12 protein-coding genes are annotated in these 14,561 nt (G+C 66.2%); 8 read left to right on the top strand and 4 right to left on the bottom strand.

Annotated features, from left to right (window positions below; all coding sequences use genetic code 11):
- The first annotated feature begins 150 nt into the window (after window positions 1–150).
- The 3 genes from PCE31107_RS13120 to pdxA all read left to right on the top strand — a co-directional run bounded on the left by PCE31107_RS13120 (window position 151) and on the right by pdxA (window position 3,504).
- Window positions 151–1,140, top strand: coding sequence for a 2-keto-3-deoxygluconate permease (locus tag PCE31107_RS13120; RefSeq protein ID WP_017235457.1), 990 nt, complete (start codon window positions 151–153; stop codon window positions 1,138–1,140).
- Window positions 1,137–2,411, top strand: coding sequence for a four-carbon acid sugar kinase family protein (locus PCE31107_RS13115; protein WP_150608929.1), 1,275 nt, complete (start codon window positions 1,137–1,139; stop codon window positions 2,409–2,411). Before PCE31107_RS13120 ends, PCE31107_RS13115 begins: the two co-directional genes overlap by 4 nt.
- Window positions 2,412–2,502: 91 nt before the next feature.
- The gene (pdxA, locus tag PCE31107_RS13110; protein ID WP_150608927.1) at window positions 2,503–3,504 is read left to right on the top strand and encodes a 4-hydroxythreonine-4-phosphate dehydrogenase PdxA; all 1,002 of its coding nucleotides are present in this window, start codon (window positions 2,503–2,505) and stop codon (window positions 3,502–3,504) included.
- Between the two features lie 41 nt (window positions 3,505–3,545).
- On the opposite strand, the gene PCE31107_RS13105 is transcribed toward pdxA, so the two are convergent.
- Window positions 3,546–4,472: a LysR family transcriptional regulator gene (locus tag PCE31107_RS13105; RefSeq protein ID WP_130025311.1), complete on the bottom strand. Its 927-nt coding sequence runs from the start codon at window positions 4,470–4,472 to the stop codon at window positions 3,546–3,548.
- Between the two features lie 98 nt (window positions 4,473–4,570).
- On the opposite strand from PCE31107_RS13105, the gene PCE31107_RS13100 reads away from it, so the two are divergent.
- The 4 genes from PCE31107_RS13100 (at window position 4,571) to PCE31107_RS13085 (ending at window position 11,133) form a co-directional block, all read left to right on the top strand.
- Window positions 4,571–8,032, top strand: coding sequence for a molybdopterin-dependent oxidoreductase (locus PCE31107_RS13100; RefSeq protein ID WP_150608925.1), 3,462 nt, complete (start codon window positions 4,571–4,573; stop codon window positions 8,030–8,032).
- 34 nt (window positions 8,033–8,066) lie between these two features.
- On the top strand, window positions 8,067–9,011 hold the full coding sequence (lhpI, locus tag PCE31107_RS13095) for a bifunctional Delta(1)-pyrroline-2-carboxylate/Delta(1)-piperideine-2-carboxylate reductase (RefSeq protein WP_150608924.1): 945 nt from the start codon (window positions 8,067–8,069) through the stop codon (window positions 9,009–9,011).
- Window positions 9,012–9,164: 153 nt separating this feature from the next.
- On the top strand, window positions 9,165–10,586 hold the full coding sequence (locus PCE31107_RS13090) for a short-chain fatty acid transporter (protein ID WP_150608922.1): 1,422 nt from the start codon (window positions 9,165–9,167) through the stop codon (window positions 10,584–10,586).
- Between the two features lie 106 nt (window positions 10,587–10,692).
- On the top strand, window positions 10,693–11,133 hold the full coding sequence (locus PCE31107_RS13085; protein WP_150608920.1) for a hypothetical protein: 441 nt from the start codon (window positions 10,693–10,695) through the stop codon (window positions 11,131–11,133).
- 21 nt (window positions 11,134–11,154) lie between these two features.
- On the opposite strand, the gene PCE31107_RS13080 is transcribed toward PCE31107_RS13085, so the two are convergent.
- Entirely contained in the window at window positions 11,155–11,544 is a 390-nt protein-coding gene (locus PCE31107_RS13080) for a LysR substrate-binding domain-containing protein (RefSeq protein WP_150608918.1), read from the bottom strand.
- 112 nt (window positions 11,545–11,656) lie between these two features.
- On the opposite strand from PCE31107_RS13080, the gene PCE31107_RS13075 reads away from it, so the two are divergent.
- On the top strand, window positions 11,657–12,298 hold the full coding sequence (locus tag PCE31107_RS13075; RefSeq protein WP_150608916.1) for a hypothetical protein: 642 nt from the start codon (window positions 11,657–11,659) through the stop codon (window positions 12,296–12,298).
- A gap of 6 nt (window positions 12,299–12,304) precedes the next feature.
- Here PCE31107_RS13075 and PCE31107_RS13070 read toward each other — a convergent pair whose 3' ends face one another.
- Complete coding sequence (locus tag PCE31107_RS13070; protein WP_150608914.1) at window positions 12,305–13,483, bottom strand: NAD(P)H-dependent flavin oxidoreductase; 1,179 nt, start codon at window positions 13,481–13,483, stop codon at window positions 12,305–12,307.
- Between the two features lie 198 nt (window positions 13,484–13,681).
- Window positions 13,682–14,545 (bottom strand): squalene synthase HpnC, encoded by an 864-nt coding sequence (gene hpnC, locus PCE31107_RS13065; protein WP_150608912.1) that lies wholly within the window; start codon window positions 14,543–14,545, stop codon window positions 13,682–13,684.
- Window positions 14,546–14,561 lie beyond the last annotated feature (16 nt).

The following is a 14,561-nucleotide window of genomic DNA, read 5'->3' as shown; positions in this document are numbered from 1 at the left end:
TGAAAGCCCTCGGGGAGTGGGTTTCACCTGGAAATTCCCCGATGGTCACAATGTTTGCACATTTTTCTGGCAGCGATTAGACTTCCGTCTGATCAAATCGATCAAAATAATGATCGATTGGTTTATATCCACATTGGTCGGGAGACAACCATGGCTCAAATTCGTATCAAGCGCGCCATCGAGCGCGTGCCGGGGGGGATGATGATCGTTCCCTTGCTGATCGGTTCGTTGATAGCCACCTTCATGCCGGGGATGCCGACGTTCTTCGGCTCGTTTACCAACGCGCTGTTCACGGGCGCGCTGCCCATCCTCGCGGTGTTCTACGTCTGTATGGGCGCCAGTATCGATGTCAAGGCAACGCCGTACCTGATCAAGAAAGGCGGGGCGTTGTTCGCCGCCAAGATCGGCGCGGCGATTGTGGTCGGTATCGTGCTGGGGCATTTCCTGGGTGAGGCACCGGTCGCGTCGGGCATGTTCGCGGGCATTTCCACGCTGGCGGTGGTCGCGGCAATGAACGACACCAATGGTGGCCTGTACATGGCGCTGATGGGGCAGTACGGTCGCTCGGAAGACGTGGGCGCCTACACGATCATGTCGCTCGAATCGGGCCCGTTTCTGACGATGGTCACGCTGGGCGTCGCGGGGTTGTCCGCGTTCCCGTGGCCGACGCTGGTGGGTAGTATCCTGCCGCTGGCCGTAGGGATGTTGCTGGGCAATCTTGATCGTGAAATGCGCGATTTTCTGGGGCGTGCCGTGCCGGTGATGATTCCGTTCTTCGCGCTGGCGCTCGGCGCGGGGCTTGATCTGCACAAGGTCTGGCAGGCGGGCCTGCTGGGCATCCTGCTTGGCTTTGCCGTCGTCGTGGTCACCGGTATTCCGCTTTACATCGTCGACCGCCTGACGGGCGGGACGGGCGTGGCGGGTACGGCCGCCGCGAACACGGCTGGCAATGCCGCCGCGGTACCGGCGCTGATCGCTGCCGCCAATCCGGTCTACGAGGCCGCCGCCAAGAGCGCAACGCTGCTGGTGGCAGCCTGTGTGGTGGTGACGGCCATCGTCTCGCCGATCCTGACGGCAGCGGTCGCCAAGCGTGTGGCGGCCCGGGGTCTGGGGGCTGCGGCCAAGGGAGCGATGCAGTGAGCATGCTCATTGTCGCCGACGATTTGTCCGGCGCGGCCGACTGCGCGATCGGCTTTACCAACGCCGGTCGTCGCAGCGTCGTGTCGCTCGATATCGAAGGCTTCAATGCGACGGCGCAAGTGGTGGCGATCGACATCGACACGCGCCGTCTGACGGCGCACGAGGCCGCCGCACGCGCAGTCGCGGCTTGGCAGCGGCTTGCCGCGCCAGAACGGCGTCTCTACAAGAAGATCGACTCGACACTGCGTGGCAACTGGGTCGCGGAAGTCGCTGCGCTGCAGCCGCTTGCGGGCCTTGCCATTGTGGCGCCGGCTTTCCCTGCCACGGGGCGTGTCGTGCGAGACGGAGAAGTGTTCGTGCGCGGTGTGCCATTGGCCGAGACCGACACCTGGCGACTGGAGCATGACGCTCAGGAGGCGCGACTCGCGCCGATGTTGGCGGCGGCGGGGGTGAGCGCGCAGATCGTGCCCTCGGCGCTGCTGCGCAAGGATTTTGCGGCGGCGCGTGAAGCGTTGACCGATGTCGTTGCGCAGGCGCGCGCCAACGGTGTGACGGCGTTGATCGTTGATGCGCAGACAGATGACGATCTCGTCATGCTGGCGCGCGCGAGCGTCGGGCTGACGGACATCTTCTGGGTCGGCTCGGGCGGTCTCGCTCGCGCACTGGCCGAACAATCGGCATTGTTCGCGCCGACGCATGGCACGGGGGGCGCGCGAGACAATGCACATGTGACGAGCGACGCCGGAACGACCGGCCCCTTGCTGACGCTGGTGGGCAGTCTGTCCGCCGTGTCGCAGCAGCAGTGCGCGCGTTTGTGCGCGGAGCACGCGGTGGTCGAATGGATCGTGCCGCCCGCGGTTCTGCGCGCCGGCGCGTCGCATCCCGACAGCGCACGCTGGTGTGCGGCGATTGGCGATGCCCTTGGGCAGGGAAGCGACCTGCTGGTGCGAATCGGGCGTGACGATGCCTTCGATCCGCAGGAGGGGGCGCAATTGTCGGCCTCGCTGGCGGCGTTGATCGCGCCGCACTTCGCGCGCCTGTCGGGCCTTGTCGTCACCGGCGGCGAGACGGCGCGCGCGATGTTGAGCGCGGTGGGTATCGGCGCGCTCGAGCTGCTCGCGGAAGTGGAGCCTGGTGTCGCCGTGGGGCGGCCGGCCAATGGTGCGCCGATGCGCATCGTGACGAAGGCCGGCGCTTTCGGCGGCGAAGCGGCGCTGCATAGCGCCTACCAATATTTGCGCACGACGCCCGACCTGCGCGAGCGCCGTTGAGGCAACGCGAGTCGGTAGCGCAACAACAGAACATCATCCCGGAACAGGTTCCGGACGTCATCCCAACGAAATGGATATCAACGCAAACGCCATGAATCAATATCTCCCCGTCATTGGCATCACCATGGGTGACGCGGCTGGCGTCGGCCCGGAAATTATCGTCAAGAGCCTGGCGCACGACAGCGTCTACCAGCAATGCCGCCCCGTCGTGATCGGCGACGCGCGACGTCTCGAGCAGGCCATCGCCATCGTCAAGATGCCGCTGAGCGTGCGTCGTATCGAGACGGTCGCGCAAGCGCGCTTCACGCCAGGCGTGATCGAGTGCATCGACCTGGGCCTGATTCCCGAGGACTTGCCGTTTGGCCAACTGTCGGCGATCGCGGGCGATGCCGCGTACCGCTACATCGCGCACGCGGCGAAGCTGGCCGAAGCCGGGGAAATCGACGCGATCTGCACGGCACCGCTGAACAAGGAAGCGCTGCACGCGGGCGGGCACAAGTTCCCCGGTCACACCGAGATGCTCGCTCACCTGACGGGTATCGACGAGGTGTCGATGATGCTTGTCGCGCCGAACCTGCGGGTGATTCACGTCACGACTCACATCGGCATCATCGATGCGATTCGCAAGATCGAGCCGGGTCTGGTCCAGCGTACGATCGAGCGCGGTCACGCTACGCTCGTCAAGGCGGGCATCGCGAATCCCCGCATCGCCGTGTGCGGCATCAACCCGCACGCGGGCGAGAACGGCTTGTTCGGCTACGGGGAAGAGGAAGAGAAGATCGTGCCGGCCGTGCAACGCTTGCGTGAGCGCGGCTGGGATATCGAAGGTCCGTTGCCCGCCGATACGTTGTTCTTCCGCGCCGGACGCGGCGATTTCGATCTCGTGGTTGCCATGTACCACGATCAGGGGCATGGCCCGGTCAAGGTGCTGGGCCTGGAGGCGGGCGTGAACGTGACGGTCGGCTTGCAGGTGGTGCGCACGTCGGTCGACCACGGCACGGCGTTCGACATCGCAGGCAAGGGCATTGCCGACGAGCGCAGCCTGCTCGAAGCGCTGCGCCAAGGGTCTGAACTGGCTACGCGTCGGGCATGAATGCCGCTGACGCCGGCGCGTCGAGCGTCGTCGTCAGTTGATCATTCCACCCCCATGTGTCCGCGATCGTTGATTTCGCGGATCAGCGAGCGCAACGCGCTGACGATGCGCTCGGTCAATCCCTCAGGCGGACGTCGCTGCGCCCATACGAGTCCCACATCCATCGACGGCACGCCCGTGCTCAAATCCCGTCGCAGAATTCGCCCACCGTCGATCGACCAGGGGCGATAGACGAGGTCCGAGAGAATCGATACACCATAGCCCTGCGCCACGAGGCTACGAATTGCCTCGATCGAGCGAGTCCGGAAGTGCACGACCGGTTCGACTTGCGCGGCATGCCAGTAGCGCTCGACCGTCTGCACGTGTTCATCCATATCAAGCAGCAGGAAGCGCTGTCCGCGCACGTCGTCGAGCGTGACGCTTGGTTTGTCGAGCAGCGGATGTCCGGGGCTGGTCCACAGCCGGCGCGTCGAGCGCAGCAACGTGTGCGAGACGAGTCCGTCAGCCACGACGTTCGACACTAACAGCAACGCCAGATCGACCTTGCCCCCCAGTACGGCCGCTTCCAGTTCGCGGCGGTCGCCCTCGATCAACGTGAGTTCGACGTTCGGGAAGCGCTTGGACAAGGTGCTGGCCACCGATGGCAGCAGATACGCCGAAATCGTTTCGGTGACGGCCAGTCGCAGACGGCCACCCGCATCGTCCGGAAGCGTGCGGGCCTCTTGCAGCGCGTCGTCGGTGGCGTTGAGGATTCGGTAGGCGTGACGCAGAAATCGCTCGCCGGCCTCGGTCGGGCGCAGCCCCTTCGCATGCCGCACGAAAAGCGGTGTGCCGACGATCACCTCCAGATTCTGCAAGGCAATCGTCAGCGACGACTGCGACGCGCTGCATCGCTCGGCCGCGCGCATCACCTGTCCTGTCTCGGCCACGGCCACGAAATACTCGATCTGACGCAGGGTTGGTTTCATTTAAAAAATCAATATTGCAAACTATATTTTTTATATTAGTAATAAAAGTGACGGCTGTATAGCATCGGAACATCGATTCCTATAGAGACGCATGAGACATGGTTCAGGAGGTCAAGCCCGGGTTCTGCACGTTGTGCCGCTCCCGCTGCGGCACACTGGCTCGCGTGGAAAACGATGCGCTGATCGCGGTCGAACCCGATCCGTCGCATCCGAATGGCGCCGCGATGTGCCGCAAGGGCAAGGCGGCGCCGGAGCTGGTGCATCACCCCGACCGGTTGACCACGCCGCTGCGCCGCACGGCGCCGAAAGGGGCGGACGACCCGGGTTGGACGCCCATTTCGTGGGACGACGCGCTCGCCGAGATTGCGGCGCGCCTGGGCGACATCCGTCGCGAGAGCGGTGCGCATGCCGTCGCGTTTGGCGTGACGACACCGAGCGGCACGCCACTATCGGACAGCATCGATTGGATCGAGCGCTTCATCCGGGTGTTCGGTAGCCCGAACACGGTTTACGCGACGGAAATCTGCAATTGGCACAAGGATTTTGCGCACGCATTCACGTTCGGGTGCGGCATGCCGACCGCCGATTACGCGCAGGCTGACGTCATCATGGTGTGGGGGCACAACCCCACGAGTACGTGGTTGAGTCAGGCGAACGCGATCGGGCGAGGGCGCGCGCGTGGCGCCAAGCTGCTCGTCGTCGACCCGCGCAAGACACCGCTTGCCGCCGACGCCGACGCCTGGCTGCCCGTGCGGCCCGGCACCGACGCGGCGCTGGCGCTCGGTCTCGCCCGTCGTCTGATCGACAGCGGACGCTATGACGAGACGTTCGTGCGCCGGTGGACCAACGCGCCGTTGCTCGTGCGCAATGACAACGGCCATTTCCTGCGCGCGTGCGATCTGGCGGCGACGGACGCTGGCGCACCGCCGGAAGCTTTCGTTATCTGGAATGAAGCGACTTCGGCACCGCAACCCTACGATACGACCCATACGCTGAGCCGAGATGCGGCAAACGAAGCCGCCCTGCGCGGCGAGTTTGCGGTGACGTCCAGCGACGGATCGCGCATTGCCTGCCGGCCGGCGTTCGATCATCTCTGCGCGGGGCTGGCCGCTTACGACGCGGCGTCCGTTAGCGCACTCTGCGGCGTTTCGCTGGCGCAGCTCGACGCCGCCGCCGACCTCTTCACCGGGGCACAGCGCGTCGCTTATCACGCATGGTCGGGTGTCGCGCAGCACGCGAACGCGACGCAAATCGAGCGCGCCATCGCGGTCTTGTATGCACTGACCGGCAGCTTCGACAGACGCGGGGGCAATCGCGTGATGACGCGTCAACCGTTGAATGCCGTCAGTCAGCATGATCTTTTGAGTCCCGAGCAGCAGGCCAGGGCGCTGGGCATCGACGAACGTCCGCTGGGACCGCCTGCGCGCGGCTGGGTGACCGCGCGCGATACCTACCGCGCGATTCTCGATGGCGCGCCCTATCGTGTGCGCGCGCTGTTCTGCTTCGGTACCAACGTGCTGGCGTCGCAGGCGGATTATGCGATGGCGCGCGAGGCGCTCGAAGCGCTCGAGTTTCACGTCCATTGCGATCTGTTCGAGACGCCGTCGGCGCGTTTCGCCGATATCGTGCTGCCGGTGAACACGCCGTGGGAACGCGAAGGCTTGCGCGCCGGCTTCGAGATCGACGATCGCGCCGACGCACTGATCCAACTTCGCCAGCGCATGGTGTCGCCACGCGGCGAGTCGCGCAGCGACAACGACATCGTGTTCGATCTCGCGGTGCGCCTGGGAATGAGCGACGCCTTTTTCGGCGGCAGTCTCGATGCCGGCTGGAATCATCAACTCGCCCCGCTCGGGCTCGACGTGCAGACGTTGCGCGCCCATCCCGAGGGCATTTCGCGTCCGCAGCCGCAATATGAGCGCAAATACGCGCGTGCCGAGGCCGGCGATGTGCGCGGCTTCGCCACTGAAACCCGGCGCGTGGAGCTCTATTCCGAGCATCTGCTGCGTCACGGATATCCGCCGGTACCGGTGCACGTGGCGCCCCGTGCCGTGAGCGACGACGAGGCGCAGCGCTTCCCGCTGCTGCTCGGTTCGACCAAGAACGGCTACTACTGCCACAGTCAGCATCGCGGACTCGCGAGCCTGCGCATGCGCGCCCCCGATCCCGTGGTGCATCTGCATCCGTCGCTGGCGGCGCGAAAGCACATCGCAGAGGGCGATTGGGTACGGGTGACGACGCCGGCCGGGGTCGCGCGCTTTCGCGCCGCGTTCGATACGGGATTGGGCGACGACGTGCTGCTTGCCGAATACGGTTGGTGGCAGGCTTGCGACAGTGTGGGACGTGACGGTTTTGCGACGGCGGGCGATGCGTCGAGCAACTTCAACGCGTTGGTGACGACGCAGGACATCGACCCGATCAGCGGTGCGTCGCCGTTGCGCTCGTTTCGATGCGACGTTGCGCGCGATCCGACGAGCGATCCGGCCCGCCGGCCATGGCGCGGCATGGCGCGCTTTCGCATTGCCGCGCTCGATGCCGCGGCCGAGGGGGTGTGCGCCATCGCGCTCGATCCGCTCGACGACGTGGGGCTACCCGACTATCTGCCGGGACAGCACGTGACCGTGCGCGTATCGATCCCCGGGCAAGGGCAGCCCGTGACACGCGCGTACTCGCTCACCGGTCCCTCCAGCGAGCGCGACCGTCGCGGCTATCGCATTGCCGTGCGTCATCAGCAGGGGCGCACGTCCGAGGGCGCACCGTTTGATGGCGTGGTCTCGAGTTGGCTGAACACCGGCGCTCGCGTGGGCGACGTGATCGAACTGGGCGCGCCGTCGGGGCGTTTCGTCATGCCGCTGCACAGCCGTCAGCCGGTGGTGTGCTTCGCCGGCGGCATTGGTATCACGCCCTTCCTCTGCTATCTGGAATCGCTGGCGGCGCAGGCCGAGCGCGCGCCCTTGCCGCTGCCCGAGGTCTGGCTGCATTACGCCAACCGCAATGGCGCCACGCATGCCTTCCGGGATCGGCTGGCGGCGCTTGCGCAGCGCCTGCCCAACGTGCGCGTCGTCAACTACTACGACGCGCCGCGCGAGGCGGATGTTCTCGGTCGCGACTACGCATCGGCAGAACGGCTGTCTGCGGCCGTGGTGTCCGACGAACTGATCAAGCGACGCGCACGCTTCTACCTGTGCGGTCCGGCGCCCATGATGACGGCCGTGATGGAGGGGTTGGCGGCGCGTGGCGTACCCGCGTTCGACATGTTCAAGGAGGCGTTCCGTTCACCGAGCGCTGCGCGTGTGGACGCCGGGGCCGCGTGGCCCGTTACGTTCGTCCGCTCGGGCCGCGAGGCTGTCTGGACGCCTTCGCACGGCAGCCTGTTGTCGTTTGCCGAGTCGCTGGGGCTGGCACTGCCAAGCGGTTGCCGTGTCGGGCAATGCGAGAGTTGCGCGGTGCGTGTGCTGGCCGGCGAGGTCGAGCACCTGGGCGACGTGGCGCTCGACGAGCCCGGCATGTGTCTGGCCTGTCAGGCCGTGCCGCGCGAAGCCATCGTGCTCGACGCCTGACATCTCATTTCCACCTCGACGAGGAGCTGTACTCATGAAATTCATCGACGCCGACGCCACTCGCGAGGCATTGGCTTTCGGCCCGTTGCTCGACGCGCTTCGCAGCCTGTTCGTCACCGGATGCGAAGTGCCGCTGCGCCACACGCACGTCATCCCAGAATCGGGCTCGCGCGATGCGATGACCGTGCTCATCATGCCCGCGTGGCAGCCCGGCGGATATCTCGGCATCAAGACCGTCAACATCGCACCGGCCAATGCGCAGCGCGGCGTGCCGGGTCTGCATTCGACCTATCTGCTCTATGACGCCACGACGGGCGTGCCGCTGGCGCAAATGGACGGCAACGAGATCACGTCGCGCCGCACGGCGGCAGCCTCTGCGCTGGCTGCATCGTATCTGGCGCGTGACGATGCGTCGCATCTCGCGCTGCTCGGCGCGGGACGCGTGGGGGCGCTCGTGCCGCTGGCCTATCGTGCGGTGCGCCCCATCACACGTGTGAGCGTGTGGGATCGCGATTTGCAGGCGTCCGGGCGTCTGGTCGATCGCCTGCATGCGCAAGGTCTCGACGCGGTCGTGTGCCATACCGCGAAGGCGGCCGTCGAGGGCGCGGACGTCGTCACCTGCGCAACGCTGGCGACCGAGCCCGTCGTGCAGGGCGACTGGTTGGCGCCGGGCGTCCATCTGGATCTGATCGGCAGCTTTACGCCGCAGATGCGCGAAGCCGACGATCTCTGCTTTGCCGGCGCGTCGTTGTACGTCGACACCGACGAAGCGCTGGCGAAATCGGGGGAGTTGCTCGGCCCGATGTCGCGCGGCGTGTTCGCCGCGTCGGACGTGCGCGGCACGCTGGCCGACCTGTGTCGCGCAGGACGCGGATGTCGTAACGGCGAGGGTGAGCGCACGGTATTCAAGGCCGTAGGGACAGCGCTGGAAGATCTCGCGGCCGCCACGCTCGTCTGGCAGGCGACACGACACGCTTGACACGACGCAGGCAACTGGCGATGGACGACGGCGGAGATGATAAGTCGCTGTCGCAGGGCAGGGCACGGGGCGAGCATCGCGAGGTGCGGCGGTGCCGATCATGACAAACCTAAGGGAACACAGGCAATGAAACCGGGAAATTCACTTTCGAGCATGTCGGAGACGCCGCGGGACGGCGGACTTCTGGAACGTCTGGCGGCGGCGGTCACGCGTTGGTCCGAGCGCTGGTTTCCGGACGCCTATCTTTTCGCGGCGCTTGCCGTCATCGTATGCGCGGGCGGCGCGCTCGCCATCGGTGTCCCGGCGGTCAAAGTGGGCGTGGCCTTTGGCGACGGCTTCTGGAGCCTGATCCCGTTCACGATGCAGATGGCCATCGTGGCGATTTCCGGCTATGTGGTGGCCGTCTCGCCGCCCGCGGCGTTGCTCATCCGCAAGATGGCCACGCTGCCGCGCAGCGGTCGTAGCGCGGTGGCCTATGTGGCATTTGTGAGTATCGTGCTCTCGCTGTTTAACTGGGCCATCAGCCTGGTCTTTGCCGGCTTGCTGGTGCGCGCGATTGCGCGCCGCGACGACATTCGCATGGACTACCGTGCGGGGGGCGCCGCGGCGTATCTGGGCATGGGGGCGACGTGGGCGCTCGGCCTGAGTTCGTCGGCGGCACAGTTGCAGGCCAACCCGGCAAGCTTGCCGAAGGCGCTGGTCGAGATCACCGGCGTCATTCCGTTCGCCGACACCATCTTCCTGCCGCAATCGATGGCGATTGCCGCCGTGCTGACGGTGGTGTCGGTGGCGCTGGCTTACTACTCGGCACCGCGCGACGACCGCGCCACCGTCGCGGCCCAGCTCGGTGTGTCGCTCGACGATATGGCGAAGCCTTACGTGCGTGCGCAACGCCCGGGGGATTGGCTTGAACACAGCCCGGTAGTCACGGTGCTGATCGTGGCGCTGGGTGTGCTCTGGATCGGACATGAGTTCACGACAAAGGATCCGTTGCTGGCGATCTCCAATCTGAACACTTACAACTTCGTGTTCCTGATGTTGGGCATGTTGCTGAACTGGCGTCCCCGCCGGTTTCTCGATGCGATCGCGAAGTCGGTGCCGTCCGTGGCGGGCGTGCTGATCCAGTTCCCGCTCTACGGCGGCATTGCCTACCTGCTGACCAAAGCGCCGGGCATCGATGGGGCGACGCTTTCGCACCACCTGTCGAGCTTCTTCGTGGCGATCTCGTCACAGACGTCTTTCCCGGGTGTGATGGGCGTGTATTCGGCGGTACTGGGCTTCTTCGTGCCGTCGGGCGGCGGCAAGTGGATCATCGAGGCCCCGTACGTGATGCAGGCGGCCAACGACCTGCACGTGCACCTGGGGTGGGCGGTGACCGTGTACAACGCAGCCGAAGCGCTGCCGAACCTGATCAACCCGTTTTGGATGCTCCCGCTGCTGGGGGTGCTCGGTCTGCGCGCGCGCGACATTGTCGGATACACGTTCACGCAATTGTTGGTGCACTTCCCCGTGGTCATCGTCATGCTGTGGCTGCTCGCGCAGACATTGACGTATCACCCGCCGGTGATGCCGTGAGGTGCAGGCTGTCGCGCAACTTCGGACGTCGAAGCGGATTGCGATTGGCGCTACACTGTGCCCCGAGAAAAAGAGTCATTGCGCACTTCACGGGGGAGTTCGAAACATGTCAGCCAGAACCTTGCTGATCGCCTGCCTGGCCACCGCAGGAATATCGGTGGCCGGTGGCGCGGCCGCTCAATCCTACTTGCAGAGTGGCGATCTGAACAGCATCCGCCAATCGAATCAGGCCGCGCCGGGTGGTCAGCCCGGCGTGGGGCTTACGCCACCCGCGTCGACACATGACAGGGAGGGCGGCGTTGGCGCACGGTTCAAGCAGGGCATGGCGGAGGGGGAGCGGCAGGCACAACGCCAGCGTGAGTCGTCCGCGACGAACGATATGCAGATGAGGCAACTGACGGATCCGCAACGCGCGCCGCAAGGTCGTTTCCCGGGCGCGTCGACGAACGCGCAGGGTGCGGTCTACTTCAACGAGCAGGGGCCCACCGCTTGCAAGCGAGATCCGGTGTCGGGGCAGGTGCAATGTGGGGCGACCCCCTCACGATAAGCGCCGTCTTACCGCTTTCGATTATCGCGATGCGGCATCGTCCGGGCGGCACACCGACAGCACCTGTTGTCGAAGCCAGCGATGAACGGGGTCCGCGTCCATTCGGGGATGCCACATCAACGACACGGCAATCTGTCCGGTCGTCACCGGCAGGTCGACCACGTGGACCGACGCGGATGAGGTTGCGACGCGCCGTGCGGCGCGTTGCCTCATGAGTGATGCGGGCACCAGCGCGATCAAGTCGGACGCCTGCGCCACGGACAACGCGGCCGGAAAGCTTGGCACCACCGCGACAATATCGCGGTGCAGACCCAACGCGTCAAGCGCGACATCGACAGGCCCCCGCCCGGCGCCGTGCCGCGACGCCACGACATGCCCGAACGCGACGTATCGTTCGGCGGGCGACGCCACAGTGGGGCACCTCGGAACGTCACTTCGGCTAAGATGCAAGCATCGACGTCGTGGCCGATGCGATAGCTCCGAGAGCGAGGCCGTTCGAGCCCGCCATTCCGACAATCCGGCAATGAAGCCATTTGGCAACGGTGGGCGACGCCTGGTCGCCTGCGCGATCGTGGGTGCGGCAGGCTTATACACGGCTGCCACGCTGGCGCAACCGCCGCAGTACAAGAACGACGCCGAGTTGATGGGCGCGGCGATCGCGGCGCCCGAAGGTGTCGGTGAGGTGCTCGCGCGGCTCGTGCAGAAGTGCGGGCTCTACGGCGACGCCACGCGAACCCACGGGAATGCGGCATTGCGCGCATGGCAGACGCGTCATCGCGACTATCTCGCCGAGGGCCGTCGCGTGCGCGCCGAATTGCAATCCGCCTATACCGACCCCGACGAACGCGCGCGCTTCGACGACTTGCTGCGCACCCAATTGCCGATGCTTGTCGAGCGCCAGTTCGTCGTCTATTCCCGCAGCATCGACGATCAGCCGACTGAGAGCGCGAAAGCGGATCTGTGCGACGGCTATTTCTCGGCGGTGGACGACCGTCAGTTCGATCTCAAGGTGAACGACCCCGCGCTCGCCGCGTTCCTCGACCGGCGTATTGCGGCACGTGCCGCACCCGTGAGTGCGGGCGATGCCGGGGGGGCCAGCCCTCCGAACCCGGGGGCGGACGCCGCCGCCAGCGCGCCGCCCGCACCGGCGGCGCCGGCCAAGTGAGCACGGCTATGCGACCGCGACCGCGTCGCCGTCCTCCGGCCGCTCGCCCGTCAGCAGGTAACGCATGAGGTCGCCCACGGGGCGAATGCGCTCACCGAAGGGCAACGGGTCGCGGCCGCGGAAGAAGAGTCCGCGCGCCACATCGCCACGCACCGCCTGGGCGAGTTTCAGATCAATGCAGAACTGCCCGATGCGCGCCACGCCGTCGCGCAGCCCGCAGGCCTGCAAGCAGTCGAATCCCTCCAGACACTGCCGCACCTTCGCCTTTGCTTGAAGGGCGGTCTCACGCGAGAGGTACTTTCTCAACCACGGTGTCAACACCGCACGCGCAGGCAGCCCGGCCACGCTGGTGAACTCGGCAATGTCTTCCGGCCGTGCGCTCGCCAACACCGCCTTGAATGCGGGGTGCGCGTCCGATTCCTCGGTGACCGCAAACGCCGTGCCCAACTGCACGCCTGCCGCGCCTTGTCCCAGCCAGTGGCGAACCTGCTCGTGACGGTGTATGCCGCCAGCCACGATCAACGGCACGCGGGCCCACTCGATGCCCAGCGTCGCGTAGATCTCGCGGCACTCCGCGAGCACGCGCTCGAACGAGAAGCGCGCGTCGCCGAGCTCCTCGATGCGCGACGCCCCGAGATGCCCGCCCGCATGTGCCGGATGCTCGATGACGATGGCGTCCGGCAGGCGGCCCTTCTTCTGCCACTTGCGCAACACGAGGCTGACGCCGCGCGAGTCCGACAGAATCGGGATGAGCGCGACGCCTGGATGAGACGCCGTGAGTTCCGGCAGGTCGAGCGGCAATCCGGCGCCCATGACGATGGCGTCGGCGCCGCTCTCGCACGCCTGCCGTACCAGCGATGCGTGTGCGCTCACCGCCTTCATGACGTTGACCGCCACCAGTCCGTTACCGTCGGCAATCGCCTTGGCGGCGCGGATCTCGCGGTCCAGCGCAATCAGGTTGACCGCCTCGATGGCCGCCTTCTTGCCCTCCGGCGTGTGAAGGCCGTCCACTTCGGCGAGCAGGTCAGGATGATGGTGGCGCAAATCGATGCTCGCGATCGTCCCCATGCCGTTGTGCCGCGCCACCGTGCCGGCGAGCCGGTGCGCGGAGATGCCGATGCCCATGCCGCCTTGCACTACCGGCACCAGCCGGCGGCCGGCCAGCGTCAACCATTGCTCGTTCATGTCAGTTCCGTTCGTCGAGGTGGGCTCGCGCAGGCGATGGCGCCGTGTGACGGCGCGCCCACGCGAAAAGGGCAGTCTGGCACCTGCCCCGCGAACGGGTCTTGCGATGGGTCAAGCGCGGGCGCGCTCAGGCGGTGCGGAGCCTGCGGCATGACGTCGCAGCCGGTGGCCCCGCGTGTGGCTGCTTGTGAGCAGACGCTAGTCCGCGCGGGCTTTGGGCGGCGTGCCGCTCAGTTTCATGCCGAGGCCACGCAGGAACACGCGCAGCCCGTCGGCCTTCCCCAGTTGCGGACGATGACGGAAAACGTCGTAGTTGACGGCGCCGATCCGGTCGAGGATGCGCAGCCCGCCATGCACCACGCAGCACAGTTCGAGCCCAAAACGGCCGGGGACGCGGTTGGCGAGCGGCGCGCCGCGCAGCATCATCCGCCGGGCAAAGTCGACCTCGTAGCGCATGAGCGCGCGCCAGCGATCGTCGAACGTCTGCGCGCCGATGTCGGCGTCGGTCACGCCGAAGCGCGCCATGTCGTCCTGCGGCAGGTACACACGCGCCTTGCGCCAGTCGACTTCCACGTCCTGCCAGAAGTTGATGAGTTGCAGGGCCGAGCAGATGTCGTCCGAGCAGGCGATGTTCTCGGGGGTGTCGAGCTTGAACAGGCCGAGCATGATGCGCCCGACCGGGTCGGCCGAGCGGCGCGTGTAGTCGCGCAGGTCGGCGAATGTCGCGTAACGCTTGACGTCGATGTCCTGATCGAACGCGCTCAGCAGGTCGGAGAATGGCTGGACCGGGAGCCGATGCTCGGCCATGACACGCGCAAGGGCCGCGAACAGCGGTTTGTCGGGCGACGTGGGCTGTCCGGCGGCGATCTTGTCGAGTTCCGCCTGATAAGCCGCGAGGCCGGCGTGACGCTCCGCGTCGGACGCATCGCCCTCGTCGGCAATGTCGTCGGCCGTGCGCGCGAAGTTGTAGATCACGCCGACCGGCGCGCGCATCTCGCGCGGCAGCAGGATACTGGCGACCGGGAAGTTCTCGTAATGCTCGATCTTGGCGTCGGAAGTCATCAGGCGGGTGGGGCAA

The organism is Pandoraea cepalis (genome assembly GCF_902459625.1).
Taxonomy (GTDB): Bacteria; Pseudomonadota; Gammaproteobacteria; order Burkholderiales; family Burkholderiaceae; genus Pandoraea; species Pandoraea cepalis.
Note: the sequence above shows the minus strand (reverse complement) of the source record. Positions and strands in the feature narration are given on the sequence as shown.

Bases quoted from the DNA above. Each gene is read 5' to 3' on its own strand.
- PCE31107_RS13090 (WP_150608922.1), top strand. From the start codon at position 9,165: ATGTCGGAGACGCCGCGGGACGGCGGACTTCTGGAACGTCTGGCGGCG.
- PCE31107_RS13075 (WP_150608916.1), top strand. From the start codon at position 11,657: ATGAAGCCATTTGGCAACGGTGGGCGACGCCTGGTCGCCTGCGCGATC.
- PCE31107_RS13120 (WP_017235457.1), top strand. From the start codon at position 151: ATGGCTCAAATTCGTATCAAGCGCGCCATCGAGCGCGTGCCGGGGGGG.
- PCE31107_RS13105 (WP_130025311.1), bottom strand. From the start codon at position 4,472: ATGAAACCAACCCTGCGTCAGATCGAGTATTTCGTGGCCGTGGCCGAG.
- PCE31107_RS13085 (WP_150608920.1), top strand. From the start codon at position 10,693: ATGTCAGCCAGAACCTTGCTGATCGCCTGCCTGGCCACCGCAGGAATA.
- hpnC (WP_150608912.1), bottom strand. From the start codon at position 14,545: ATGACTTCCGACGCCAAGATCGAGCATTACGAGAACTTCCCGGTCGCC.
- pdxA (WP_150608927.1), top strand. From the start codon at position 2,503: ATGAATCAATATCTCCCCGTCATTGGCATCACCATGGGTGACGCGGCT.
- lhpI (WP_150608924.1), top strand. From the start codon at position 8,067: ATGAAATTCATCGACGCCGACGCCACTCGCGAGGCATTGGCTTTCGGC.
- PCE31107_RS13100 (WP_150608925.1), top strand. From the start codon at position 4,571: ATGGTTCAGGAGGTCAAGCCCGGGTTCTGCACGTTGTGCCGCTCCCGC.
- PCE31107_RS13070 (WP_150608914.1), bottom strand. From the start codon at position 13,483: ATGAACGAGCAATGGTTGACGCTGGCCGGCCGCCGGCTGGTGCCGGTA.